Below are 25,349 nucleotides of genomic sequence, written 5' to 3' on the forward strand. Positions count from 1 at the left end.
AATCAAACAAAAGGCAAAGACAAACCTTACTAACTATTATCTATGCAGAAATCAATAAACGAGTGTTTATGCTAATAAATTTCCAATACTTTTTGTTTTGTTTCGCTCAAATAATCCGTTGGCAAACAGGCCAAAATTGCACCTTTCAAGGCTTCTACGATAGTTTTTCGGGGATAAGAAGCTTCACAAACTAGACTGATCTCTCGTTGGGGTTTTGGTCCATCAAACCTTCTTACTTTACTTTTTTGTGCATCGGTCATATCTAGGGTCACCAAATCAGGTATTAAGGTAATGCCGCGGTATTTGTCAACCAACTTTATGATGGTTTCTAAACTTCCGGTCTTAAAATTGAGCTGTGAAACGATATTTTGTTTTTGTTTTAATTCACAAAAATTCGCGATTTGTGTCCGCAAACAATGCCCTTCTTCCAGCAGCCAAAGGTAGTTGAGGTCTATGTCTTCACTCAAAATATATTTTTTCTCAAAAAGCTTATTTTCAGCCGAAACGTACACTTTCAGTTCTTCAAAATACAAATGATGCTCTTTCAGATTTTTGATGTGTAAGGGTGTAGCTAAAATTCCCAAATCAAGCTCACCATTGTGTAGGCCTTCTATTATTTTCTGAGTGGTCAGTTCTTCTACAATCAGGCTTACATCAGGAAAATCAGCATTTAATTTCTTTAGAAAAAGCGGCAATAAATAGGGAGCCACAGTTGGTATTACCCCAAGTTTTACTTCACCTGCTAATCCGTTTGATTCTTCTAGCACCAAATCATAAATCTGATTAAAAGACGTGAGCGTTTGTTTAGCTTTTGCTAATACTTTTTGGCCAATAGCCGTAACCGTAACTGGCGATTGACTCCTATCAAAAATCTGGATATTAAGATGTTCTTCAAGTTTTTTGATTTGCATGCTGAGGGCAGGCTGCGAAACATGACACGTCTCGGCAGCCTCCACAAAATTTCGGTATTTTTCTACGGCCAATATATAGGCTAATTGGGTGATGCTCATGCTTTATAACTTTTACTTATATACAAATAAAATTTATCTATTTGTGTTATAAAAGAAAAGGCAAGACCTTTGTAGAAAAATAATACTATTTCAATGACGATATGTCATTTTATAGTAAAATTGAATCAATTTATTGTACTATTTAAATATTATAACCAAATAAAATTATGTTAGGATTAGGAGCTAAATTCCCAGAATTCAAAAAAACTTCAGTAGTATCTCTTGAAAAAGGAAACGAATTTTATGAGATCACTTCACAAGACCACGTAAACGCAGGAAAATGGATGGTAATGTTTTGGTGGCCGAAAGATTTCACTTTTGTATGCCCTACCGAAATAGCAGCATTTAACAACAAAAACGAAGACTTTGCAGACAGAGACGCTATCCTAATTGGTGCATCTACTGACTCTGAGTTTGTTCACTTAGCATGGAGAAAAGACCACGACGATTTGAGAGGGTTACAATTCCCGATGTTGGCAGATACGTCAAAATCTTTGGCTGAATCGTTAGGAATTTTAGAAGAAAACGAAAAAATCGCGTACAGAGTAACTTATATCGTAGATCCACAAGGAATCATTAGATGGGTATGTGCAAACGACCTTTCGGTGGGTAGAAACGTAGACGAGGTTTTAAGAGTTTTAGACGCTCTTCAGACAGACGAACTTTGCCCATGTAACTGGAAAGCCGGAGAAGAAACTATTGCTGCTTAATTTATACGTAAGCATATAAAACCAAAGGCACAAGTGTACACAGACTTGTGCCTTTTTTGAATCTTTATCCTTCATTTAAAACCAATAATAAAATGTTCGCAACTGCATCAAATACAAAAAATAGCCTTTTCGAATCGCTTAGACTACCGGGCGAAATGGAAAGCGTGCTTATCGACAGATTTAATGCTGTGGATGCTCGTTTTTTGAAAGACCTAAAAATAAACGTAGGAAACGTATTAAAAGGACAAAATCTAACGGAAAAAGAAGCGGCCTTGTTGGCACTTTCGGTAGCCATCAATGAAAAAAACGCAGCATTAAGAGAAGCATTAGAAAGCCTAGCTACAGAGCACGGAGCCACAGAAGCCGAAATTCAAGAAACGGCTGCATGTGTGTCGTTAATGAACGCCAACAATATTTTTTACAGGTTCAGACACTTTATGCACAAAAACGAAAACTATCAAAACATGCCTGCGGGAATCCGTATGTCAGTTATGATGAACCCAGTTTTGGGCAAAGAGTTTTTTGAACTAATGAGTTTAGCTGTTTCGGCAATAAACGGCTGCGAGCAATGTGTAACTTCACACGAAGCCTCTGTAAAATCACACGGTGGATCAGAAGCAAGAATATTCGACGCCATTCGTTTGGCAGCAGTATTGAAGAGCTTTGTGGTAATCTTATAAAATAATTTACCGCTTAATAGAAAACCCTCTGTTATTGGCCGAGGGTTTTCTGTTTTAATGACCAACATCTCTTTCAAATCAAACCTTCATTAATAGTCAAAACAGGCCTATTTCCGCTATTTCGCATATTTCAACTCTCTGTATCTCGATATTAAACCGTTCATCACAATGAGCCATTCGGCATTTTGATTTTCGCCCAAAAAAAATAATATTTACATCAGTAACTTTATTTTCCAATCCTATAAAAGCTATTAAATTTTGAAAAGAAGAGATTTCCTCCAGTGGTCCGGCTTGGGTTTAGGAGCAGCAATGCTACCTAATATTCCAGTGATGGGCAACCCAGTGTCCTATGAAGCCATGTTAAATGGTTCAATGGACGTATCTATAAAAAAACGACTTGCCGATGCAGCTCTTACGGCTGCGAAATCAAAAGGTGCAAGTTACACCGACGTCAGAATAGGACGCTACCTCAATCAGTTCGTTATTACCCGTGAAGACAAAGTACAAAACATCGTAAACACCGAGTCGTATGGTGTAGGCGTGAGGGTTTTGGCTGATGGTTGTTGGGGATTTGCGGCCGTGGTAGACGCCAAGTCTGAAGCAGACATGGCACGTGCAGCCGAAGAGGCAGTTGCCATAGCGAAAGCAAATGCTCGCTTACTGAAAGAACCCGTGATACTTGCTCCACAAAAAGGATATGGAGAAGTCAGCTGGAAGGCTCCAATAGTTAAAAATGCATTTGAAGTGCCTATTCAGGAGAAAGTAGATTTGCTATTGGGAGTAAATGATGCAGCCCTTAAAAACGGAGCAAACTATATAAACTCATTGCTATTTTTGGTGAATGAACAAAAATATTTCGCCAGTTCTGACGGCACTTACGCCGACCAAGACATCCACAGAATTTGGCCAATATTCAATGCCACGTGCATAGACCCCAAAAGTGGAAAATTTGAAACCCGTCAGTCTCTAAGTGCCCCTACAGGCATGGGCTACGAGTACCTACAAACTAATCCAAAAGATAAAATAACGGGCATAACAACCCGATACAACAAAGGATATGATATGCTAGAAGATGCAATTTCGGCATCTCACCAAGCAAAAGAAAAACTAACTGCCAAGTCTGTAGAAGCAGGCAAATACGATTTAGTACTTGACCCTTCTCACTTGTGGCTTACCATTCACGAGTCTGTGGGTCACCCCCTTGAGCTAGACCGTGTATTGGGTTATGAAGCAAACTTTGCCGGAACTAGCTTTGCTACTTTAGACAAATGGGAGACGAAAAACTTCAACTATGGAAGCAAAGAAGTAAACCTCTTTGCAGACAAAACCCAATTAGGTTCACTTGGAGCTGTAGGTTGGGACGATGAAGGCGTAAAGACGAAAAAATGGGATTTGGTAAAAGACGGAACTTTGGTAAACTACCAAGCTATCAGAGACCAAGTGCATATTTTGGGTGAAAACGAATCGCACGGATGTTGCTATGCAGACAGCTGGAGTTCGGTTCAGTTTCAGCGTATGGCCAATGTTTCTTTGGCACCGGGCAAAAAGCCACTAAGCGTAGAAGAAATGATAAAAGATGTCAAAAAAGGTATTTATATCATCGGCGATGGTTCGTTCTCTATCGACCAGCAACGTTATAACTTCCAGTTTGGAGGGCAACTTTATTATGAGATCAAAGATGGAAAAATTGGAGAAATGCTGAAAGACGTAGCATACCAATCAAACACGCAGGAGTTTTGGAACTCATGTACACAAATTTGTGACGACCGCGACTATCGCCTTGGTGGGTCATTTTTTGACGGGAAAGGACAACCATCGCAGTCAAGTGCGGTATCACATGGAAGTTCTACCACGCGTTTTGATGGCGTAAATGTGATCAATACAGCTCGTAAAATTTAAAATCTTTTTTCAAAAAAAAACTACGGCTGAAAAAAGTAAGCCTTAAAATATTAAAATAATATGTCAGTAATATTAACAGAAGAAGAAGCCAAGGCACTCTGCAAAAAAGTGCTGAGTTTTTCGAAGGCAGATGACTGTACCGTAAATATCTCTGGAGAAATAAGAGGAAATATACGCTACGCCAGAAATGAAGTCTCTACAAGTGGAGCTTTGACAAACAAAAATCTCGCAGTGAGTTCTGCATATGGCAAAAAAGTAGGTATAGCGACCATCGACGAATTTGATGATGCTTCGCTAGAAAAAGTAGTGCGTAGATCTGAGGAATTGGCCAAACTAGCTCCCGAAAACCCAGAATATGAAGAGCCAGTAGGCCCACAAACCTATTTGAAACCAAAAGGGTATTTTGAAACTACAGCCAAAACAAACCCAATGAGTAGAGCAGAGATGGTCTCTAAAAGTTTGGATTTATGTAGAAAAGATAATGTAGTGGCAGCGGGTTTTATGGAAGACCGCCATGGATTTAGTGCCATGATGAACTCTAAAGGCCTATTTGCTTATTACCCAGAGTCTAATGTAAACTTTTCGCTTACCGTAAGAACCGAAGATGGAAAAGGCTCGGGTTATGTAGCCAAGGGATTTAGCGATGTAAGTAAACTAGATACCTCAGCAGCTACCAAAGTGGCTATGCAAAAAGCCAAGGCATCAGCCGCAGCACAGGCCATAGAGCCAGGAAAATATACCGTCATTTTAGAACCTACGGCGGCGGCGGTACTCTTAGAAAATATATTTTTCGGAATGGACGCCCGCAGTGCAGACGAGGGTCGTTCGTTTTTTAGCAAGCCAGGTGGCAAAACCAAACTAGGCGAAAAAATAGTAGACGAAGCCGTCACTTTTTATTCTGACCCCATGCACCCCGAGCTACCAGGTTCGCCATATTCGGGTGATGGTCAGTCGCTCAAAAAAATGAGTTGGATTGAAAAAGGTGTAGTTAAAAACCTTTCTTATTCTAGATTTTGGGCTAAAAAACAAGGCAAAGAGCCTGTTCCTTTCCCGAGCAATATGATTATGCAAGGTGGCACTGCTACATTAGAAGAAATGATTAAAAGCACCAAAAAGGGAATATTAGTTACTAAACTTTGGTATATCAGACCTGTGGACCCACAAACGCTTTTGCTTACAGGACTAACCCGAGACGGAACTTTTTATATAGAAGACGGAAAAATCAAATTCCCGATCAAAAACTTAAGATTTAATGAAAGTCCGATCATTATGCTAAACAACCTCGAAACCATTGGAAAGTCGGAGCGAGTAGTGAGCACAGAATCAGACCAAAACTATTTCTTGCCGCCGCTTAAAATTAGAGAATTTACGTTCTCAAGTTTGAGCGACGCAGTTTAAGTAAAAAAACAATTCTTTCAGACTACAGTTTTAGCTGAAAGCAAACATATTTAAGGTGAAGCAAAAGCTTCACCTTTTTTATTAAACAATCTCATATTTGAAAAAACAAAAGCCTACCAAATAATAAATATTAAAGGCCAAAAAGTCGCTAAAACTCAGGTTTCGGATGCAAATTCCATTGAAATTCAAATAAGTGAATTATCAGATGGAATTTATGTTTTAAATTTATACCTCAATGACAAAGTCAAATCTTACAAATTCATAAAAAACTAATTTTGAGACACATACTTCTATTTTTATTTATTGGCACAAGTATTTTTTTTTCTTGTAAAAAAACGATAACTGAACCCACCGACCCTACGAGCCCTACAAAAGACTCAACCGTAACCGTGGTGCCGCCAGTAATAACACCAGCAAAATATGAGAAAGAAGATACTTGGATTTACCAACAAATGAAAAAATATTACCTCTGGGAGTCGCAAATGCCCGAGGAAAAAAATACAAATAAAAATTTAGCCCCTGAAGACTATTACAGGTCAATTTTGATAAAAGTGGGAGACTTTGACCGTGTATCTATCATGAAACTTAAGGCAGACGAACTGATAGGCCAACTAAGTGGAAACCAAAACTCATACGGTTTTAAATACATTAAATATCAAGCAGATCCTACTTCCCCTAATATTAAACTGGCAGTATCATTGGTTTTTAAAGATAGTCCGGCCCAAAAGGCAGGAATAGAGCGAGGAGACATTATCGATAAAATAAATAATACTTCGCTAACTGTCAGCAATGTAGATGCACTTTTAGAACTAAACGCCGCTACATTTGAGGTTTCGCATGTTAATTCATCGGGTAAAGCAGAACCTAGTCTAAAGGTAAATTTGCAGAAAGTGCTGTTTCAACAAAACCCAATACCGCATTTTTCGCTGCATCAGGTTGGAACTAAAAAAGTGGGTTATTTGGTGTATACGCAGTTTCAACCGCTTTTTGACAATGACCTAAGAAATGCTTTCTTATTATTTAAACTTCAAAAGATAGATGAGTTTATACTCGACCTTAGGTTTAATCCGGGTGGTTTCACGCCTTCGGCAGAAGTATTGGGCTCACTTATAGTACCTAACTTAAAACCCGGAAGTGAGATGTTTCATGGTATATGCAATGCTTCTCAGACTTCGAAACCCTATAACCCAACAGACCCAAGCACTTACAGAGGTTTTGTGGCAGAAGCTAACAACATCAATTTACCAAGAATCTATATTTTAACTTCTCACGCCACATCTTCGTCAGCAGAGTTGGTCATAAACAGCCTAAAGCCATTCATGGAGGTAATTTTGGTAGGAGACAACACCTATGGCAAAAACGTAATTTCGACTGTAATCACCGACGAAACTGGCGTGCAACCATTCGGACTTTTGCCTGCCTGGTGCCAAATATTTAACATAAAAGGCGAGTCAAATTACGGTACAAAAGACGGTTTTATACCCAACAAAAAGGTATTAGACGATGTAATGCCACTGCGACCATTTGGGCATCCGGAAGAAACCTATTTTAAAGCTGCTATGGACTTAATTGCGAAAAATTATGGTCTTAGAAAGATGGCAGACGATGGCAATTTTAAAAAAGTAAAAATCGTCGATTAATTTCCGCCTCTTGGCATATAAAATACAAAAACAAAGGCATTTTTTAGTAAATTGTATCTTTAAATCAAAAAACTAAAAACGCTTGAAACCCTTCGTATTTACAAGAATACAATATAACTCTGGAGACTGGGATACTGACCAAAGGATGCCTAGTAATGTATTGAATTCGCTCGTAGAATACACTACAATTCCGATAGACGAGAAGGAAAAAATCATTTTTCTGACGGACAAAAATCTATTCAGAAGTCCATTCTGTTATTTGAGCGGCCACAAGCTTGTAGAATTTACCGTAGCCGAAAGGGCCAATCTGAAAAAGTACGTAGAAAACGGCGGTTTTTTGTTTGTAGATGACTGCAACCACGACATAGACGGCCTTTTTGCAAAATCATTTGAACAAGAAATGGGCATTATTTTTGGTCAAAAAGCACTAAAAAAAATACCGAACACCCACGAAATATATACAAATTTCTTCAAATTTGAAGGTCCACCCACCACTAGTTTTGAACTTAACGGCTGGGGAGACGACCTCGTGCATGACTACCTAAAAGCCATAGAAGTAAACGGAAGAATTGGACTGCTTTATAGCAACAAAGACTACGGCTGCGAGTGGGACTATGACTTCAGAAACAAGCGGTGGCTAGCAGAAGACAACACCAAGTTCAGTGTCAATATTATCAATTATGCATTAACCCTTTGAGCACTTTGGAAACAAAAGAAAAATACAAAGCATTAGTAAATAAACTACCCGAACTAAAGTCCGAAATTGCGAAAGTGATAGTGGGACAGTCGGAGGTAATAGACGAAATTTTGATTTCGTTTTTAGCAGGTGGTCATTGCCTTTTAGAAGGAGTACCCGGCTTAGCTAAAACCCTGATGGTAAAGACACTATCAGAAGCACTCAACATGCAGTTTAAGCGAATTCAGTTTACGCCTGATTTAATGCCAGGTGATATATTGGGTACTGAAATATTAGAAGAAGACCACGAAACAGGTAAGAAATTCTTTAAATTTAACAAAGGGCCCATTTTCTCAAATATAGTGCTAGCGGATGAAATAAACCGTACCCCACCCAAAACTCAGGCGGCTCTTTTGGAAGCCATGCAAGAGTATAAAGTTACCTATGGCGGCACAAACTATGACTTAGAGAAACCATTCCTCATTATAGCTACCCAAAACCCGATAGAACAATCGGGCACTTATCCCCTACCTGAAGCTCAGTTAGACAGGTTTTTGCTATACATAAAACTCGCATATCCTTCTGAAAATGAAGAACTTGCAGTACTAAAATCTACTACAGGTACAGCCAAACCAAAGGTAGAAAAAGTATTTTCGGCCGAAGATATGATTGAGCTTCAAGGACTAGCGAGACAAGTACATATTGACGATGATTTGATTATTAAAGTTAACAAAATAGTAAGAAATTCGAGACCAGAAACCAGTACATCTGAATATGTAAAAAAATGGTGCGAATGGGGTGCAGGACCACGTGCCGGACAAGCACTTATTCTCTGTTCGAAAGCACGAGCGGTGCTGAAAGGTAGATTTTCGGTTACACCCGAAGACATCGAAACGTTGGCTTTCCCGATTATGCGTCACAGAATCACACTCAATTTTAGAGCGGAAGCAGAAGGAATAACGACCGACGACGTAGTCAGAGAATTGATTAAAAATTAAGTAAACCCTCAAAATGTCCTTAGCCAAAGACCTTATAAAAGTAAAAAACCTACAAATCGCTTCCAAATTGGTAAGTGAGCAGGTTACTTTGGGTTTACACACCAGCAAAAGGTCTGGCTTGGGCGTGGAATTTGAGCAATATAAACACTATACACCGGGCGACGACCCCAGCAAAATAGACTGGAAACTATATGCCAGAACCAACAAACATCAAGTAAAAATATCGGCTACAGAAAGTACGCTTTTGCTCAACTTTGTGTTGGACCTTTCGGGCTCTATGAACTATACCGAAAACGGCGTAGTGAGACTCGATTATGCTAAAATACTGTTGGCCTCCATAGCGTATTTAGGATATAAACAAGGAGATTTTATGAATCTTTTTGGTTTAAAAAACAGCAAACTGGAGCCTCTAGCACTACAAGGAAAACAAACATTTCAACGGATATTATATACCCTCGAAAATGCAAAAGCCAGCGGCCCGCTAAGGTTTGAAACACTACCAGACTTTGGTGGCAAACAAAAAGAACTGCTAATTTGGGCTACTGACTTCCTGCAAATAGACGAGGAAATGCTTCAGCTCATTAAAAAATGGGCAAAGCCAGGAAAAGAAATACTTATTTTTCAGATTTTGGGAGAAAACGAAGTTAACCTAAACCTCAAAGGGATGAAACGCTTTGTGGATTTAGAAACAGGTAAAAGCGTAGAGTTAGACGCAGAAAGTATCCGAAAAGAATACCAACAAAACATATCAGCATATATAGAAAATATTGAAAAAGAACTGCTGATTCCTCATGTGCATTTACAAAAATGCATGCTAAATCAGCCAATAGCTGAGGTAATAAAAGAAGCACTTAAAAAAGTAAAATGGAATTAATAAACAATCAATTGCTATGGGGACTGCTGGCATTGAGTATTCCATTAGCAATACATTTTTGGAACCAGAAAAAAGCTCAGCCGCTGCCTTGGGCTGCTACCAAGTGGCTTACAGAAAAAACAAAAACAAGTGCCAAAGGCATAAAGCTAGATGAGATTCTATTGTTGATTATTAGGCTTTTGATATTTACCCTAATTTGTATTTTTTTAGCAAGTATATTATTGAAATCAAAAAATGGAGTCGATTCAAAAATTCATATTTTAGAATCAAACCAAAGCGTGCTTGAGTCCTTTAGATTTGAGATTTCGGAAGCCCTAAAAAAAGGCGAGAAGGTAGTATTAGTTGATGGGACAGAGATTCAAAACATAGATTTCGAAATCGTAGAAAAGCCTCTTGACATAAAAGAATTTCAGAAAACACTTAACGCTCAAGACAAGCCTAATTTTGAGGTTTATTTAAACCATTCAAATATTTTGAATACTGCACCCGAAATTTTCATTCCCGGAAAATCAAAGATACATTTGATTGATTTACAAAACATTACAAATACGACTTGCCTTAAAATTTCAGAAAACGAATATCTAATTTCTGAAAAAGGAAAGCTAAAAATATCAAAAACACCGATAGGCAGAATCGCTGTAAGTAACCCAATAAAAACCAAAATAGACAAATCGGTTTCAGACATAAATGTATTAAAAGCAGGACTAGGAGCTTTAGAAAAAACCTACGGATTACGTTTTGATTACGCGACAACCGAAACTCCAGATTTGTATTTTTCAAAAGACCTAAAAAATGAAAATACGATTCTAATTGGCGATTTTGAATCATATACCAATCCAAGTTTAGCGATTCCTGAAACGCTAAACATTGCTGAAAACTTAGAGATTTACGAAGGAAAGCTGCCTGAGATTTTAGGACAAATGTTATTTGAAAAATGGGGCGTAATTTCTTCATCGAATGTTAAAACAAAAGGCCAAGTTTTGGCATTGTTCAAAACAAAAGAAAACACTAACGAAAAACGAAATCCTTTGCTTAATGATATAATCGCAACAGTGCTATTACTGTTAATTGGACTGGAACGCTACCTAAGTTTAAGAAATGCAAAACATTAATAACGTCATACATATTCAAGAAAGGAAGCTAAAACTTAGGCTTCTGGCAGAATCTATTTTGCTTGGCGGCAGTGTGTATTTTTTACTTTCTATTTTTGACCTAAACTTTAGTATTCGTCTCTTTATATCACTTGTTTTTTTTAATGCTTGGTTCATTTATTTTTGGATAAAAAAACCAATACATCCGTCTGCCATTCAGACTCTTCATGCACAAAACCCAAACCTGGAGCACAGTCTTTCTTTGGTAAATAAAAAAGACAAAAACTTAGCCGAGGAACTTCAGTTAGAGAGAATAGAAAACTTAAAACTCACCACTAACTGGGGAGCTTTGCGATATTCAAAATATCTATTAATTGCCTTTTTAAGCTCTTTGAGTTTGTTTTTTGGTGTAAAAAATCTAAAATTCTCTCAAAAGCAAAACGATATTATTTCAGAAGCAAAACGTATAAGTTCAACTAAAAGCACCCCGACTTTTCCAATTTACAAACAAAGCAGCGTACATATATCACCTCCAAACTACACAGGTCTGCCACAAACAGAATCCGGAGATTTAAATATTTCGACTTATGTGGGATCGCATGCAACTTGGACAGTAAAATTCGAAAACACAGAGAACCTAACGGTAAAATTCGCGAATCAGAAAAACCAGCAATTAAACTTCAAAAAAACGCAAAACGGTACTTATGCATTAAGTGAAACCATAATTTCATCTGGCTTTTACAGCATAAAAGCCTTTTACTTGGATTCCTTGATCTATCAATCAGATTTTTATAGAATCGAGGCAAAAGTAGATGAATCACCCAAAATAGAGCCGACTAGCAAAGAACTTTACAAAATGCATTTTTTGAAAGACCCGAAAACCTTTCAGATTTCTGCTAAAATATCCGACGATTTTAAAGTAAAACAGGCTTACTTGGTAGCAACCGTAGCACGTGGAAGTGGCGAAAATGTAAAATTCAGAGAATTGAAAATTCCGATTTCTGAACAAAATTTCAAGTCGGCACAAATAAAGAAAACTATTGACCTAAAAGCATTGAAGTTTTCGCCCGGCGACGAGCTGTATTACTACTGGGCAGCATTTGACAACAAGAGTCCCGAGCCAAATTTTAGTAAATCGGACACCTATTTTGTGGTCTTTAAAGATACAGCAGCCAATGAAGACACGGAGCTATCTACCATGGCGATGAATATACTTCCAGAATATTTTAGAAGCCAAAGACAGATAATAATAGACACCGAAAAACTGATAAAAAAGAAAGCCAAAATAAAAAAAGAAGCGTTTAACAGTGAATCAAATGAGATTGGCTTTGACCAAAAAGTGCTTCGTATGCGTTACGGGCAGTATTTGGGCGAAGAATTTGAAACAAACATAGGACATTCAGAACCAGGACATGACGCTGACGAAGGCAATATGCTAAAAGGTTTTATGCATGCTCACGACAGCGAAGACCACGAAGACGACCAACATTCGGCCGAACCTGAGCATCACCATGCTCCCGACAACCCTATGAGTGGCGACAAGGACCCGGTGGCGGCATTGTTAGAAGATTATGTGCATGCTCACGACGACGGCGAGCTAAATACCTATTACGAGCAGTCTACCAAAAGTTTGTTAAAAATGGCCTTAGAACAAATGTGGCAAGCCGAGTTACATTTAAGATTATATGAGCCCGAAAAAGCCATTCCTTTTGAAAACAAGGCCTTGGAATATCTAAAAAATGCACAACAAAAATCACGGGTGTATGTTAAAAAAACAGGCTTTGACCCGCCTCCAATTAAGGAAAAAGAAAAACGCTTAACTGGAGAACTGAACAAATTTAATGAAAACCAGAAGTTTGAGAAAACACTGAGCGAAAACCAAGTAAAAACACTTGCAGCAGAAGTTTTGACATTTTTAGACTATAACACTTTAAGTACTTATCAAGTCCAAAAAGTATTGCTTTTAGGTCAAAACTTGGGTGTTTTGATAAGTAACGGACCAAGGGCAGACTTGAGTATTTTGGGCACTTTACAAAAACTAGCCAATCAAAAAAGCCTAAATAACCAAGAAAAAAACAAGGCGAAGACAGTTTTGCTTCACGTTTTAGGTGGAGAAAAAAAGGGTGAAACTTCTTTTAAAAACACCACGAGCAATCCAAAGTTAAAAAAGGCATTCTGGGACGCACTATAATATGAGTAAACTACAAAACATATCATTTTTGGGAACTATCCAATTGATTTTACTTGGCTTACTGAGTGCAAGTTTGGTGTATTATTTTTGGAATAAAAAAGATCAAAAACGAAAGGGATTAAAAATCGCATTACATGTTTTACTGATACTCTCATTGTTAAATTTACTCTTTCCCTTTTCATGGTATGTAGAAGCAAAATCTGGTAAAATCATAGTCTCAAAAGAAAATGTACCTACTGAAGTAATTATTAGAATCAGCGACAGCCTTAAAACCAAAGCCATATTTACCGAGTCCGAAATAAAGTCTAGAATCAAAGAAAATGCAGATTGGTTAAAAAACATAGGTGAAGTTTATGTGGTCGGAAATGACTTTGAAACAAAATACTTGAGTGACTTAGTCCCAAATGGCGTTTCGTTTATTCCTTATTTTGAAAAAGACAGCATTCAAAACCTTAAATACCCGGCGGTAGCCCAACAAGGGGAAACTGTTGAGGTTTGGGGAAAAATAGCAAATATTGGCACACTCACTGCAAAAAGTGTCAACACGACACTAGACAGTATACAAACAAATGGAAATGTATTTCGCCTTTCGTTTCCGCTTTTGGGCATAGGTAGAAATAAGTTCGAACTGTTTTTTAACCAAATGCCAATTGAAACTTTAGAGATATTTTCATTTAGGCCAAAGCCCCTCAATGTGCTGATGCTTTTGGATAATCCTGATTTTGAGAGTAAAACTTTGGCCAATTGGTTTGCCAAAAATGGCCATACAGTAGAAATAAAAACCCAAGTAGCTAAAGACATAAAATCGTCCACAAAAATTAATAAACCTGCTGCCGACTTTGACCTTTTGGTCATTCACCCTTCAGACTTAAGAAATGCCATAACAAAAAGTTTTTCAAATCAAAACAAGAGCGTATTGGTAATGGGGCTAAACAACCCTGCAGAAGATCTACCTAATATCAACAAAAACCTTGGAACTGCATTTTCAATTAAGAAAATAAGCTCAGAATCAGAAATAGAAACAAATGAAGGAGCCTTGGCTTTTCCGTATTTATTCGATAAAAACAACAGAGTTAAAACACTAAGTGGAGATATAATGGCGGCCGAAAATCAGAAAATCGGTGTGAGTTTATACAGTGAAACGTATCCACTTTATCTTTCAGGTGATAGTCTGGGATATGCCAATATATGGCAAAAAATAATTCGACAAATTTACCCAAGCCAAAAAGACATCTATGACATTAAAGCACCTATAATTAAAGGCTTATCCCAAAAAATAACACTCTCAAATGCTACAAAGTCAGTTGATAAATTAGTAACTCCTACTAAAGACACGCTATTGTTTACCCAATCAGAATTTAATGAATCTACCTTCGAAGGTAGCCTTTCGTTTCAAAAACAAGGTTGGCAAAAACTGAATGACAGCCTAGAGGTATTTGTAACTGATAAAAAGGACTATGCAGAAGCAAAACGCACTTCTGAATATGTCAATAGCTTTGCTGAAACGCTGACTGGAAGTAAAGCTGAAAGAATAGAAAAAGAAATTTCACTTTGGTGGCGATTTGCGTTTGCAATCTTTATTTTTGGATTTATTTGGCTCGAACAAAAACTTTAAAATAAGTTACCCATGAAAAAAATCGTCTTATTTGTTATGCTACTATCAGTTAGTTTTGAGGGTCATTCACAAGAGCTTTTTTCAGAAAAAATAGCGTTGCAGCTTTCTACTTTACCTTTACATTGCATCAGTCAGGAGTTTCCAAATAAAACTGGACATAGTTCAGACGGTCCCGAGGACCATAGACTTTTGCCTTCGGAACTGCATCCGAGTTTTTATGGCTGTTTAGACTGGCACTCAAGTGTGCATGGACACTGGATGCTAATAAAACTGCTCAAAACCTACCCGAACATTGCGAACAAAGACGAAATAATGGCTACGCTGGAAAACAGTTTACAAGCTGATAAACTAAAAATCGAAGCCGAATACTTTAAAAAATATAAAACTACCAAAACATTCGAGCGGACATATGGCTGGGCCTGGCTCCTTAAACTCGACCAAGAACTGCTCACTTGGGACAACCCAAAAGCAAAAGAATGGCATCAAAACCTACAGCCCTTAACCGAAAGTATCGTAAGCCTTTGGTCTGATTTTCTGCCGAAACAAACCTATCCGAACCGCACTGGCGTTCACCCAAACACGGCTTTTGGCCTTTGTTTTGCGTTAGATTGGGCTCGTGAGGCAAAACAAACAGCATTTGAAAATGCGATTACAGAAAAAGCCAACACATTTTACAAACACCAACAAAACGCACCGGCTTACATGGAACCCGATGGTTCTGACTTTTTATCCCCTAGCCTTGAAGTGGCCGACTTGATGAGAAGAATTATGTCTGCGAGAGAATTTGAGAAATGGTTTAAAAAATACTTGGACAAAACTTCAATAGAAAACTTACTGAACCAACCGGTGGTGAGTGACAGAACTGACTTTCAGATCGTTCATCTCGACGGCCTAAGTTTAAGCAGGGCGTGGTGTTTTAAAGGAATAGCAAAATCTCTTTCCCCAAAAAACAAATACAAAGCGATTTTTGAGAAAACTTCATCAGATTTTTTAACAAAAACATTACCCAATGTAACCTCAGGAAACTACGGCGGCGACCACTGGCTAGCCTCATTTGCGGTTTATGCTATTTTCGACTGAGTAATTTAGGCGACATAATCTCCAAAAAAAAAGATGTTTTATTAAAATTCGCCAACTATATGGCGGGTTTAGCCGTTATTATTGTACGCTTTAAAAGTTAATACAAATATGAAAAATCAAATCGTACGGATTTCGGCATTTATACTAATCGGAATTTTTAGTTTCTCTTGTACACAAGCTCAAAAAAAGAAAAATAAGGAAACAACAAAGTCAGCTGCACAGCTAAAAGGACTCTCAAAAGCCTATTTTGCTTCGGGTTGTTTCTGGTGCGTTGAGGCTGTCTATGAATCACTTACAGGCGTAGAAGAAGTGATTTCTGGGTATTCGGGAGGTACGCAACAAAACCCTACTTACGAGCAAGTAGGAAGCGGCAGAACCGGCCACGCAGAAGCTGTAGAAGTATACTATGACCCAAGCAAAATCGATTTCAAAACCTTGGTCGAGGTGTTTTATGATTCCCAAGACCCCACAACCATCGGCCAAAAACCAGATTTTGGTTCACAATATCGTTCTATCATATTTTATCAAAATGATTCAGAAAAAAATATAGCAGAAGCGTATATGGACTCACTTACGAAGGCTAAAATATATGCAAAGCCAATTGTAACTGAAATAGTACCTTTTGAGAAGTTTTGGGAAGCTGAAGGATACCATCAAAACTACGAAAAACTGAACCCATATCAGCCTTATGTGGTTGGTGTAAGTATTCCCCGTTTGAAAAGATTTCAAGCCAAACGCCCTGAATTACTAAAAAAAGAACATGAATAAGATTGTTTTTGATTACCTCAAAACTTTAGAAAAAAATAATAACCGCGAGTGGTTTGGAGAGCATAAAGATCAATATGAGGAAGCCTTAGCTGAAATGAAAGTTTTGGCAGAGAAAGTCTATCAAGAATTAACAAAAACAGATGTACTCGAAACCCCTTCGGGAGCCAAAAGCCTACATAGAATATACCGAGATGTGCGTTTCAAAAAAGACAAAACGCCATACAAAATAAATTTTTCTTCGAGTTTTAAGAGAGCCACTGCTACCAGACGGGGCTCTTATTATTTTCATATTCAGCCCGGCAATAGTTTTGTGGCGGGTGGTTTTTGGGGACCAAATCCCGAAGATCTGAAGAGAATACGGGAGCGAATATTAATAGAAAATGCAGATTATAAAGCGATAATCACATCTAAGGAATTTATGGAGACTTTTGGAAGTGTCTACGGCGAGCAAGTAAAAACTGCACCTAAGGGATTTGATAAAGAAGACGAAAATATAGATTTAGTGAAACCAAAACAGTTTATTCTAAAACACGATTTTGCAGACAAGGAAGTGCTCGACCCTAATTTTCATCTTAAAATAGTGGCTATTTTTCAAAAAATGAGGCCCTACTTTGACCTCATGTCTGATTTTTTGACTACTAACTTAAACGGAGAACTGGAAGTTTAATAAATTCTGTAAGATTTAGAAATACCTTGAACAAGGTCGTTGTATTGGATCATTTTCGTATTTTCTTTGAGTTCTATCTGTGTCATACTTACAGTTCTGATACCATTTTCTCTAGCCATCAAAAAACCATTTTCTTTGTCGGTGCTTCCGCCGCAATGATGCAATTCCAAAAGATCATCGGCAGAAATTTCGTCTTTATTTTCGGTTAAAAAATCAGTAAACCACGCTTCTCTTTTTTGGCGAGCTTCACGATTATAAAGAGTGGAAGAAGACCAAATTCTAGTTTGCGTATTGTCTATTTCCGTTTTGATTTTTTCAGTTCCAGTCCATACTATCTCCAAGATTGGGCTTTGCTGATTGTTATAAAAAATAACTAAAGTAAAAGGTTCAAAACCCGAAAAATCAAACTGCTCATAAAATTCAATAGGCTTGTTATATTTTATACATTCTAAAACCACTTGCCCCCTACTCATTTTGTAAGGTGGCGTAGCAATGTGCTTTTCCAAGCCGCCATTGAGCAAAACCACTGTATAGCAGCTAGAAGTACCAATCCATGTACCTTTTGAAACCGGATCTACCGGACAAATCAGCTCTTTATCGGCAACTTTTAGCCTTTTGGGAGCCAACGCCCGCTTTCTGTTTATGTGCTCGTCTCTGTTTGAGGTAACCACAAAACCACCGTTTGCATAAGGAATATACGTTAACAAACACATAATTATTTTTTTTGAAGATGTCTTACTGTAGAGTCTGCCACTCCAAAGTTTTGAGGAAGTTTTATATCAGGAAAATGTTGAACAATGCCAATTTTTATCAAGGCAAAATGATGCACTGTATGCTCAGCCAAATAGAGCAACTCTCGGGCAATCGTGCTGTTTACTTTTGCCACAGAATCGCAAATTATGTGTTCTAAAACGAGCTCTTTTTCAAAACAGACATTATTTAAAACACCTTGTATTTCGCTGATTTTTTCTAGTACAAAAGCAGGGACAGTTTCTAAATCAAGGTCCCTTTTTCGTTTTTCGTAGTTTACTTCAGAAGCCGATATTCCGTCTACAAGACACACATAAAACTCCACAATGTGCCGCACATGTTGCCCTAAACTAGCACCTCCCAAAACCGAGAGCGGCAAAGTAAACGAGCAAGAATCTGTTTTTGAGACTAAATCTGCAACTTGCTGAATTACAGACAAATGATAGGTTCTTTGATTCATTTTTTAAAGGGATTAAAACTATACGCTACAAACGGCATCAAGGTTTTGAGTCGAAACCTGTCGTTTTCAAAAGTCAGAATTCGGTCGGTGGTATATTCCACAAACTGAAAACTCAAGCCAAACCGTAACGCCGATTTTTCGTTGATATATCTTTTATAATAAAGTTCTGAGTTTAAGCTTCCACGGTCGCTATCAGAAATTAGCAGGGCATTAAACAAGGTTGGCTTTGCTGACACTGAAAGGTTATTGAGGCTTTTTGATTCGGAGGCTTGAAAAACACCCGTTTGTTTGCCACCAAACGTAAACCCAAACAAGTCGATATTAAATCCAATCTCAGACTTTTTAAAATTATATGCGAGAGCAAGTTTAGAGTTTAACGAAAAAGTAGCAGTCTGACTTAAACGTAAAGTATCGAGTTTGTCAGGCTTATATTCGGTAAAAAAAGCTACAAGGCTTCTTTTACCCGAAGTTAACAGTGCCGGGGCAGTGATATAGTCAGTTGCTCCTCCAAAATATGCATTCGCTCTGGCTCCATAGGCTATTGAAAGTCTTTTTTTTGCTCCAAAGTTATATTTGTTTTCAAATGAAAAAGAAGGTGCTACACCGTTTTTTGCCGCTAAAGCAAAATCCAACGACTTTACCTGAGCATACCCTGCCATGGTGGAGATAAAAATCGCCACTATAGTTAATATTTTAAACCTCATATCCTTAGTTATTTAGCTTTTAAGTCAGCTGAACCAAACAATACCGAAAACTGCTTGCACCAAATGAGCACCTGGCGTTGCTTGGCACTGTCCCAGGTTTTGGGCAATACATACGACTTGTTTCCATTCTCCACTTTATTGGTGATTTCTATAAAATTTGAAACCGATTTGTCTTCGGCCATGTAGATACGAAGATCTGGACCCGCATCTGTCTTAAAGGAATCGAAAACCAAGGTAATTTCCCCCATGTCATCTTGATAAATACCAGCTTTTCCTGAGGTTGGGTGTGCTCCATTTGTAAAACTCCCTTCAAACAAAAGTTTCTTTCCGGTAGTGTTTACGGCACCTCCATCGGTCATGTTGTTAGTTTGAGTAGAGCCACTTGAGTCAGCAGCAACCTCAGATTTACTACAAGAAATCAGAGTGAAAAGTAAAAGTGCTATTGTGTATTTCATATTGTTTCATTGTTTATAATGTAAAAATACGAAAACCAAAAAATCTAAATGTCGGCTAAAAGACCTAACTATTTAATTTTTAAAGATGCCTTGATTTTCGGCAAATTGACTGACATTTCTTTTCTCGAATAGTCAATCATCTCCTCGCTTTTGAGCGTATTGAGTAGCGAAGTTACCGTTTGGCGGGTTGAGCAAATCAAACTTGAGATGTCTTGGTGGGTAAGATAATTGGGCAAAACCACTATTCCATTTTCGTCTATTTCTTGATCTTTTGCAAAATCATAGAAGAAATGTAGCAACCTACTTCTTACATCTTTAAACATGATATTCGAGAATCGATTTTCGAGTCTTCTAAACCAAAAACCTATCCATTTGGTGTATTTAAGGGCGAGGTCAGGGTTTTGTTGAATAAATTTTTCAAAATCGGAAGACTTAAAACTACAAAAAACCACACTCTCGGATATCACCACAGCATATTCGTCTTCCGAATTGTGACTGAGAGCCAGCTGCCCAAACATATCCCCTTTTTTGAGAATGTCTTTTACCAGTTCATTGCCTTCCTCGTCTACTTTCACGATTTTTATACTTCCTTTTTTTAAAGTAAAAACTCGATCTTGATTTTCCTCTGAAAAGAAAATAATTTCACCTTTTCGAGCAGTTTTATATTTACTTATGTAACAAATCTCCTTAAGGTCTTGCGAGCTAAGTGCATCAAAAAGTGGGTGATCGTGTAGATACCAGTATTGGGAAGTTTGGAGCATAGGTTTTAATAGTTTAGGTATTTCAAAAATAAGCAGGAATAGTCTTTTTTCAAACCTAAACCCCACTTAAATAAAAGCTTAGGGATAAACTCTCGATTGCGAGGTTTAGTTTAAATTATTTTTCCATCAAGTAGCTAGTGCCGACTCTTTGGGGAAAACTATCTTATAAAAACTAAATAAATTATGAGCACTTTTGATCCTTTCACCATTTTTAATATTGGCAAGTGAGATTTCGCTAAGCCTGTTCCAGTGCCACATCACATCGCTATAGGCCTGAAAAAGCGAGTAATTTGGATCAAAAATATGTGCCGCATCCGCATTTACGCCATTCAGCTCCAAAACCTGAATGCCTTTGCCAGCATACAACTCAGAAACCGAACTCACTTTCATATCGAATCTACCATAATGAAACCCTTCAAAATCTTTCAAAATCTCATCGCAAACATTGGCCAGTTTTTCTTTATCAATATTTTTTTCGTTTAAAAAAACCGTACCTCTGCAGTGGTTACCGATGGGTTCGAGCAGCTTTTTCTCTCCTTTATCAAGTATTTGTTCCCAATTAATTTTAACATTCTTTTGAAGAGTTTCCCAAAGCATTGCTGTACGTGGTTTTTCTAATACCAATTCTTTGATGGATTGTTGCCCATCGCCTTCCATAGTCAAAAACTCCTTTGATGTTACAGAAGAAACAATACCCTTAGCCTGACCCGGCAACCGCGAATAAAGCACCGCAAGCTCAATTGGATAATCGACAAATTCCTGAAGCACAAAGGGTTCAATGGAACTTTTCTGGTAAACCGAAAGCTGCGAATTATCCAAAATTTTAGTTACCCCTTTACCTCTTTGACCAGAAACCGGCTTTGCAACCATCGGGAAGTTTAATGCTGAGGTATCTATTTGAGCATGCGTATTCTCGACTAAAATAGACTTAGGTAGGTATTTTTCCGAAATATTAAGTAATACTTCTGCTTTGTTTTCTTTAAAAAAACCACCCGCTTTTAAGGAGGTATTTACGTTTGCTGGGAAAAATAAATCCCTGTTTTTTAAAGCTAAATAAAGGTAATAGGGAATAAGTGGCAAATAGAAAACTTGCCACGGCCAAAATTCAAATTTAAAAACCTTAAGAGCCCAAATCTTTAATTTCATCATATTCCCTAAAACTTACTTTACTACATTTAATAGTAAACTAACTTTCACATTATCAGCCATTCCGAGCGTATTCCCCCCGAAATTCCAACTTTTACGGTTTATCACAAAATCAGACTTCAATACACCCTGATTTCCTGATTCAGAAAAAGTAAAAGGAACTTTGATTATTTTGGTTACATCTTTAATAGTTAACCTAAACGTACCTTGATATTTGCCATCGGCAGTTTTTCCTATTTGGGTACTTGTTAAAGTTAGTGTTGGATATTTATCTACCTGAAAAAACTCTTCTTTCTCTTTTAAATGTTTGTTTCTAAGGCTATTGTCAGTATCTAAAGTAGAGGCATCTACAGTAGCTGATATGTAACTTGGGTCATTTCCACTAAACCTCACGTTGGCTTTTAAGTTTCCAAACTTACCGTCTACGTTGGCTCCTAACATTCTAATCGTAAAATTGGCTTTACCGTCGGTGGGCTTCCAATCTTGGCCAAAAATAACCGACGAAGTAACAAGTATTAATGCTAAAATGGAAATTGATTTATTGTAGATTTTCATTTTCTTTTTGTTTAGTGATGTTTAAAATTTTCAAAAGTAAAATTAACAGATGGACATACAGCACTTTGTCGTTTAGATTACAAAAAAGCACATTTGGTCTTCAAAATCTTTACTTTCAAAAGAACAAAAAGCACATTATACCCAAATAATTTTATGTGTATTAATGTTTTCACCAACACGAATTATTACCAAATAAAGCCCTGACCCTCCCCATAAATTCATAGGAAATTGCTGTTTTCCTGCACCAAAAGGTACCTCAGAAACCACATTAAAGTTTACTCCCCTTGCATTTGTAAAAGATATGGAAACCAATGCTGGCTTAGACAAATTCAATTCTACCACCACATTGCCATCTGGGGTAGGGTTTGGATAAATCATACTTTCGTTGCTCCGCTCTTTTCCTAAAATTTCGCCTGGCGAAAACTTTTTACGAAGTACTTCTCCCGGCAAAAAGTCAAACGAATCTTTTAATATGGAATTTCCTTTAGATTTTTCTTCGCCAAACCATTTGTATAATATCTCGGCATATACGCTTCTGAAGTCAAACTGATATTTGAAATCTTTGTTTGCATCTAAGTTTGAAAAACCAAAAGATTCGCCGAAAACCGTAGGATTTACCTCTTCTCCAAAAACAAACATAGCTCCTGCTGCACCGTGGTCTGTGCCGCCACTGTCGTTTTGGTTTGGCCTTCTGCCAAACTCACTCACGGTCATTCCCAATACTTTTTTAGAAAGATTTTGAGCTTTTAGATCCGCCATAAATGCACTCACGGCCTCACTTATTTCAGTCAATAGGGCCGCCTGTTTGCCATCCACTGTGCCTTGGTTGGCATGGGTATCAAAACCATCGATACTTAATAAATAGACTTTTGATTTTAGTCCGCCAGATATTAGACGAGAGACCAATTTTAGTTCATTGCTTAGTTTTGTGTCGGAATATGAAGTTGTGTTTTTACCAGCGTCAAAAGCATCTTTAACTATCTTAGAGTACTTATTAGACTGAATGCTAAGGTCTAACAAAAAGTTACGCTCCGTCACATAATCAGACTCGCCGCTCAAAAAACTTTCTCCAGAAAGCAAGTCTTTGCCTTGTTCATAAAAATCCTTTGGGTTTTCGAGCCCGATACTTAAATCTTCACTTCCGGTTTGAAACAAAAGCGACGAAGACTTGCCAATGTTCATGCACTTTGGATGCTCGCTACCCAAATTCGCACCTTCAATATATCTCCCTAACCACCCGGACTCTAATCGCTCCGCGTCGTTTTTGGGTAAAATTCCACTTAACCAAATATCGGTAGACCTAAAGTGTGACAGGTTTGGATTTGGATAACCCACTCCCTGAATAACCGCCAAATTTCCTTGTTTAAATAGGCCATAAAGGCCATCATTGGTACCATAGCCCAAGGCCGGATGCAGATAAGAAGTGGTATTAGAAAGTCTAAGTGCTTTATTTTTTGGAATATTTAAGGTTCTTCTGAATGAAGAATAATACAAGTCATTGTCTGCCGGAATAATGGTATTGAGAGCGTCATTTCCACCAAACATTTGAATGATAACTAAAATATTTTCTCCCGGATTTGCCATGTCTATACCACTAGCTAAAACGGGTATTTTGCCAAATGCGAGACTCGAAGTTAAGAGCGAACCTGCGGTGCTATATTTTAAGAATTTTCTTCTATTCATAATTCTTAACAAAGATGAAAATCAGGAGATTTAAAAATTGCCACCATCAATAACTTTAGCCTAAAAGCGGCTGACTCCACAGTTTCTAACATATTTGGCCATTCGTATTCAGGAATTAAACCCAAAAGCTCTTGTTTATATTTTAATATTTGTGCGGCGGTGGGTTCTTTTGCAAAAAACAAACTTAAAATCTGGGGCAGCAGCGTGTTTACATCTTCTGGATTTTGAAATTGCTTGACCCAGTTCACCATATTGACGTTGGTTTGACTCCAAATAAAACTTGACATTTGCTGAATAGCAAAAGGCAACGTACGGGTATCCATCCATTTCCTATACCCGGGCCAGCCTGCCACATTTGGCGGGTTGAGCAGCTCCTGCCCCATGGTAAGCATTACCCACTCTTTCCAGTCTTCTTTTACATCAAAATGTTTGGTAATACCCACCACAGTTTCGCTTGGTGTTTTTATTTGAACTCCTTTAACTTTTTCAGAAAAGAAAAACTGAGATTTAAAAAGCAGGTCTAAAACGGGTCTAATTTCCCAGTTACTTGATCTTAATTTACTCGCAAGTTGAGCTATCAAGGCATCATCCTCTTTTTTGGGGTTGCTATACACAAAATACCGGAAAAGTTTAGCGGCAATAAAAGTAGACACCTCCACACTTTTTTTCCTCAAAATAATATCAACCAATTGCTTAACCTCATCTTTAACCGCATTTTCTTGTGACAAAGTACTTGACGGACGTATGGTTTCTCCTAAATATTTTTTATCGCCAAAGTCATGGTCGAGGGCAAAAACAAATGATTTAAAAATAGGAACAGACTGCCATTCTTCGGTAAAAATATTGACTTTCCAACCTGTAAACACACGTGCTCCTTCTTTTACGTCGTCTTCGCTATAGTGCCCAATGCCAGTGGTATATAATTCTAATAGTTCTCTTGAAAAATTTTCGTTTGGGGCATTTTTAGTATTGTCTTTCCCGTTCAAATAAACGAGCATGGCCCCATCCTCAATGATAGATTCAATCAAAAGTCGAAGATTCCCTTGATGAAAGTTTCTAAAAAGCTCTAACTGCTTATACATCAAAGATGCTGGAAACAAATCGTCGATAGCGAACTTGGTGGTGAAGTGCCCGTGCCAAAACAGAGCCATTTTGTCTGCAAAACTTATGGGCTGAACCGTCATCTGCTTCATCCATTCTCGCTTTAGCTCATAGTTTTCTTGGTACATCCGTCGGAAAGAATCGTCAGAAAGTCTTTGCCTTTCCTCACCCGAAAGCTTCCAAAAAGAAGGGAATCCAATATCTAACCAAAGGAATTTTGTTAGTGCAGGCGGTTTTTGGGCAGCATTAAGAATTTGCTCAATAACAGCATCTGAATTTTTACCCACAAAACCTTGAGCGGTTTTCCAATCCACAGAAAAAGAGAGCCTTCTCAGCAGATGAAGTACGTCAGGCAAACTTAAAACTTGCGAATATGGGGCAAACATTCAAACGGGCATTTCTTGATAAATAGTAAAACTAGAATCGAAGTTACAAAA

General features: G+C 37.8%; 25 protein-coding genes. 15 read left to right on the forward strand and 10 right to left on the reverse strand.

Annotated elements, in window-relative coordinates:
• Nucleotides 1-71: 71 nt before the first annotated feature.
• The gene (locus ACFOOI_RS10355; RefSeq protein WP_379837721.1) at nt 72-1,010 is read right to left on the reverse strand and encodes a hydrogen peroxide-inducible genes activator; all 939 of its coding nucleotides are present in this window, start codon (nt 1,008-1,010) and stop codon (nt 72-74) included.
• Between the two features lie 167 nt (nt 1,011-1,177).
• On the opposite strand from ACFOOI_RS10355, the gene ACFOOI_RS10360 reads away from it, so the two are divergent.
• The 15 genes from ACFOOI_RS10360 to ACFOOI_RS10430 all read left to right on the forward strand — a co-directional run bounded on the left by ACFOOI_RS10360 (nt 1,178) and on the right by ACFOOI_RS10430 (nt 17,297).
• On the forward strand, nt 1,178-1,720 hold the full coding sequence (locus ACFOOI_RS10360) for a peroxiredoxin (RefSeq protein ID WP_379837723.1): 543 nt from the start codon (nt 1,178-1,180) through the stop codon (nt 1,718-1,720).
• 92 nt (nt 1,721-1,812) lie between these two features.
• A complete protein-coding gene (locus tag ACFOOI_RS10365; RefSeq protein WP_379837725.1) occupies nt 1,813-2,400 on the forward strand; it encodes a carboxymuconolactone decarboxylase family protein in 588 nt (195 codons plus the stop codon).
• A gap of 258 nt (nt 2,401-2,658) precedes the next feature.
• Nucleotides 2,659-4,299: a TldD/PmbA family protein gene (locus ACFOOI_RS10370; protein WP_379837727.1), complete on the forward strand. Its 1,641-nt coding sequence runs from the start codon at nt 2,659-2,661 to the stop codon at nt 4,297-4,299.
• 60 nt (nt 4,300-4,359) lie between these two features.
• Nucleotides 4,360-5,697 carry a TldD/PmbA family protein gene (locus ACFOOI_RS10375; RefSeq protein ID WP_379837729.1) on the forward strand — a complete coding sequence of 446 codons (1,338 nt, stop codon included), beginning with the start codon at nt 4,360-4,362 and terminating at the stop codon, nt 5,695-5,697.
• A 93-nt stretch (nt 5,698-5,790) separates the two neighbouring features.
• Nucleotides 5,791-5,970 (forward strand): T9SS type A sorting domain-containing protein, encoded by a 180-nt coding sequence (locus ACFOOI_RS10380; RefSeq protein WP_379840215.1) that lies wholly within the window; start codon nt 5,791-5,793, stop codon nt 5,968-5,970.
• Between the two features lie 2 nt (nt 5,971-5,972).
• Nucleotides 5,973-7,337 (forward strand): S41 family peptidase, encoded by a 1,365-nt coding sequence (locus tag ACFOOI_RS10385; RefSeq protein WP_379837731.1) that lies wholly within the window; start codon nt 5,973-5,975, stop codon nt 7,335-7,337.
• Between the two features lie 82 nt (nt 7,338-7,419).
• Complete coding sequence (locus ACFOOI_RS10390; RefSeq protein WP_379837733.1) at nt 7,420-8,034, forward strand: DUF4159 domain-containing protein; 615 nt, start codon at nt 7,420-7,422, stop codon at nt 8,032-8,034.
• Nucleotides 8,035-8,039: 5 nt separating this feature from the next.
• Nucleotides 8,040-9,011, forward strand: coding sequence for an AAA family ATPase (locus ACFOOI_RS10395; RefSeq protein WP_379837735.1), 972 nt, complete (start codon nt 8,040-8,042; stop codon nt 9,009-9,011).
• Nucleotides 9,012-9,024: 13 nt separating this feature from the next.
• A complete protein-coding gene (locus ACFOOI_RS10400) occupies nt 9,025-9,885 on the forward strand; it encodes a DUF58 domain-containing protein (protein WP_379837737.1) in 861 nt (286 codons plus the stop codon).
• A complete protein-coding gene (locus tag ACFOOI_RS10405) occupies nt 9,876-10,997 on the forward strand; it encodes a BatA domain-containing protein (protein ID WP_379837739.1) in 1,122 nt (373 codons plus the stop codon). Before ACFOOI_RS10400 ends, ACFOOI_RS10405 begins: the two co-directional genes overlap by 10 nt.
• Complete coding sequence (locus tag ACFOOI_RS10410; protein ID WP_379837741.1) at nt 10,984-13,167, forward strand: hypothetical protein; 2,184 nt, start codon at nt 10,984-10,986, stop codon at nt 13,165-13,167. Before ACFOOI_RS10405 ends, ACFOOI_RS10410 begins: the two co-directional genes overlap by 14 nt.
• A gap of 1 nt (nt 13,168) precedes the next feature.
• Nucleotides 13,169-14,782 carry a hypothetical protein gene (locus tag ACFOOI_RS10415; RefSeq protein WP_379837743.1) on the forward strand — a complete coding sequence of 538 codons (1,614 nt, stop codon included), beginning with the start codon at nt 13,169-13,171 and terminating at the stop codon, nt 14,780-14,782.
• A 12-nt stretch (nt 14,783-14,794) separates the two neighbouring features.
• Nucleotides 14,795-15,862, forward strand: coding sequence for a DUF2891 domain-containing protein (locus tag ACFOOI_RS10420; protein ID WP_379837745.1), 1,068 nt, complete (start codon nt 14,795-14,797; stop codon nt 15,860-15,862).
• A gap of 108 nt (nt 15,863-15,970) precedes the next feature.
• The gene (msrA, locus tag ACFOOI_RS10425) at nt 15,971-16,630 is read left to right on the forward strand and encodes a peptide-methionine (S)-S-oxide reductase MsrA (protein WP_379837747.1); all 660 of its coding nucleotides are present in this window, start codon (nt 15,971-15,973) and stop codon (nt 16,628-16,630) included.
• Nucleotides 16,623-17,297: a DUF2461 domain-containing protein gene (locus tag ACFOOI_RS10430; protein WP_379837749.1), complete on the forward strand. Its 675-nt coding sequence runs from the start codon at nt 16,623-16,625 to the stop codon at nt 17,295-17,297. The genes msrA and ACFOOI_RS10430 overlap by 8 nt, the downstream gene beginning before the upstream one ends.
• On the opposite strand, the gene ACFOOI_RS10435 is transcribed toward ACFOOI_RS10430, so the two are convergent.
• From ACFOOI_RS10435 to ACFOOI_RS10475, 9 genes are all read right to left on the reverse strand, one after another.
• The gene (locus ACFOOI_RS10435) at nt 17,294-18,010 is read right to left on the reverse strand and encodes an NRDE family protein (RefSeq protein ID WP_379837751.1); all 717 of its coding nucleotides are present in this window, start codon (nt 18,008-18,010) and stop codon (nt 17,294-17,296) included. The genes ACFOOI_RS10430 and ACFOOI_RS10435 overlap by 4 nt on opposite strands.
• A gap of 2 nt (nt 18,011-18,012) precedes the next feature.
• A complete protein-coding gene (locus tag ACFOOI_RS10440; protein WP_379837753.1) occupies nt 18,013-18,507 on the reverse strand; it encodes a hypothetical protein in 495 nt (164 codons plus the stop codon).
• A complete protein-coding gene (locus ACFOOI_RS10445) occupies nt 18,504-19,211 on the reverse strand; it encodes a hypothetical protein (RefSeq protein WP_379837755.1) in 708 nt (235 codons plus the stop codon). Before ACFOOI_RS10445 ends, ACFOOI_RS10440 begins: the two co-directional genes overlap by 4 nt.
• Nucleotides 19,212-19,219: 8 nt before the next feature.
• A complete protein-coding gene (locus ACFOOI_RS10450) occupies nt 19,220-19,666 on the reverse strand; it encodes a DM13 domain-containing protein (RefSeq protein WP_379837757.1) in 447 nt (148 codons plus the stop codon).
• Between the two features lie 68 nt (nt 19,667-19,734).
• Nucleotides 19,735-20,427, reverse strand: a complete 693-nt coding sequence (locus ACFOOI_RS10455) for a Crp/Fnr family transcriptional regulator (RefSeq protein WP_379837759.1) — start codon at nt 20,425-20,427, stop codon at nt 19,735-19,737.
• Between the two features lie 126 nt (nt 20,428-20,553).
• Nucleotides 20,554-21,576, reverse strand: a complete 1,023-nt coding sequence (locus tag ACFOOI_RS10460) for a hypothetical protein (RefSeq protein WP_379837761.1) — start codon at nt 21,574-21,576, stop codon at nt 20,554-20,556.
• 12 nt (nt 21,577-21,588) lie between these two features.
• The gene (locus ACFOOI_RS10465) at nt 21,589-22,128 is read right to left on the reverse strand and encodes a YceI family protein (RefSeq protein WP_379837763.1); all 540 of its coding nucleotides are present in this window, start codon (nt 22,126-22,128) and stop codon (nt 21,589-21,591) included.
• Between the two features lie 135 nt (nt 22,129-22,263).
• Nucleotides 22,264-23,811 (reverse strand): DUF1501 domain-containing protein, encoded by a 1,548-nt coding sequence (locus ACFOOI_RS10470; RefSeq protein WP_379837765.1) that lies wholly within the window; start codon nt 23,809-23,811, stop codon nt 22,264-22,266.
• A 5-nt stretch (nt 23,812-23,816) separates the two neighbouring features.
• The gene (locus ACFOOI_RS10475) at nt 23,817-25,298 is read right to left on the reverse strand and encodes a DUF1800 domain-containing protein (protein WP_379837767.1); all 1,482 of its coding nucleotides are present in this window, start codon (nt 25,296-25,298) and stop codon (nt 23,817-23,819) included.
• Nucleotides 25,299-25,349: the final 51 nt, after the last annotated feature.

The organism is Lacihabitans lacunae, from assembly GCF_042649125.1.
Lineage (GTDB): Bacteria > Bacteroidota > Bacteroidia > Cytophagales > Spirosomataceae > Leadbetterella > Leadbetterella lacunae.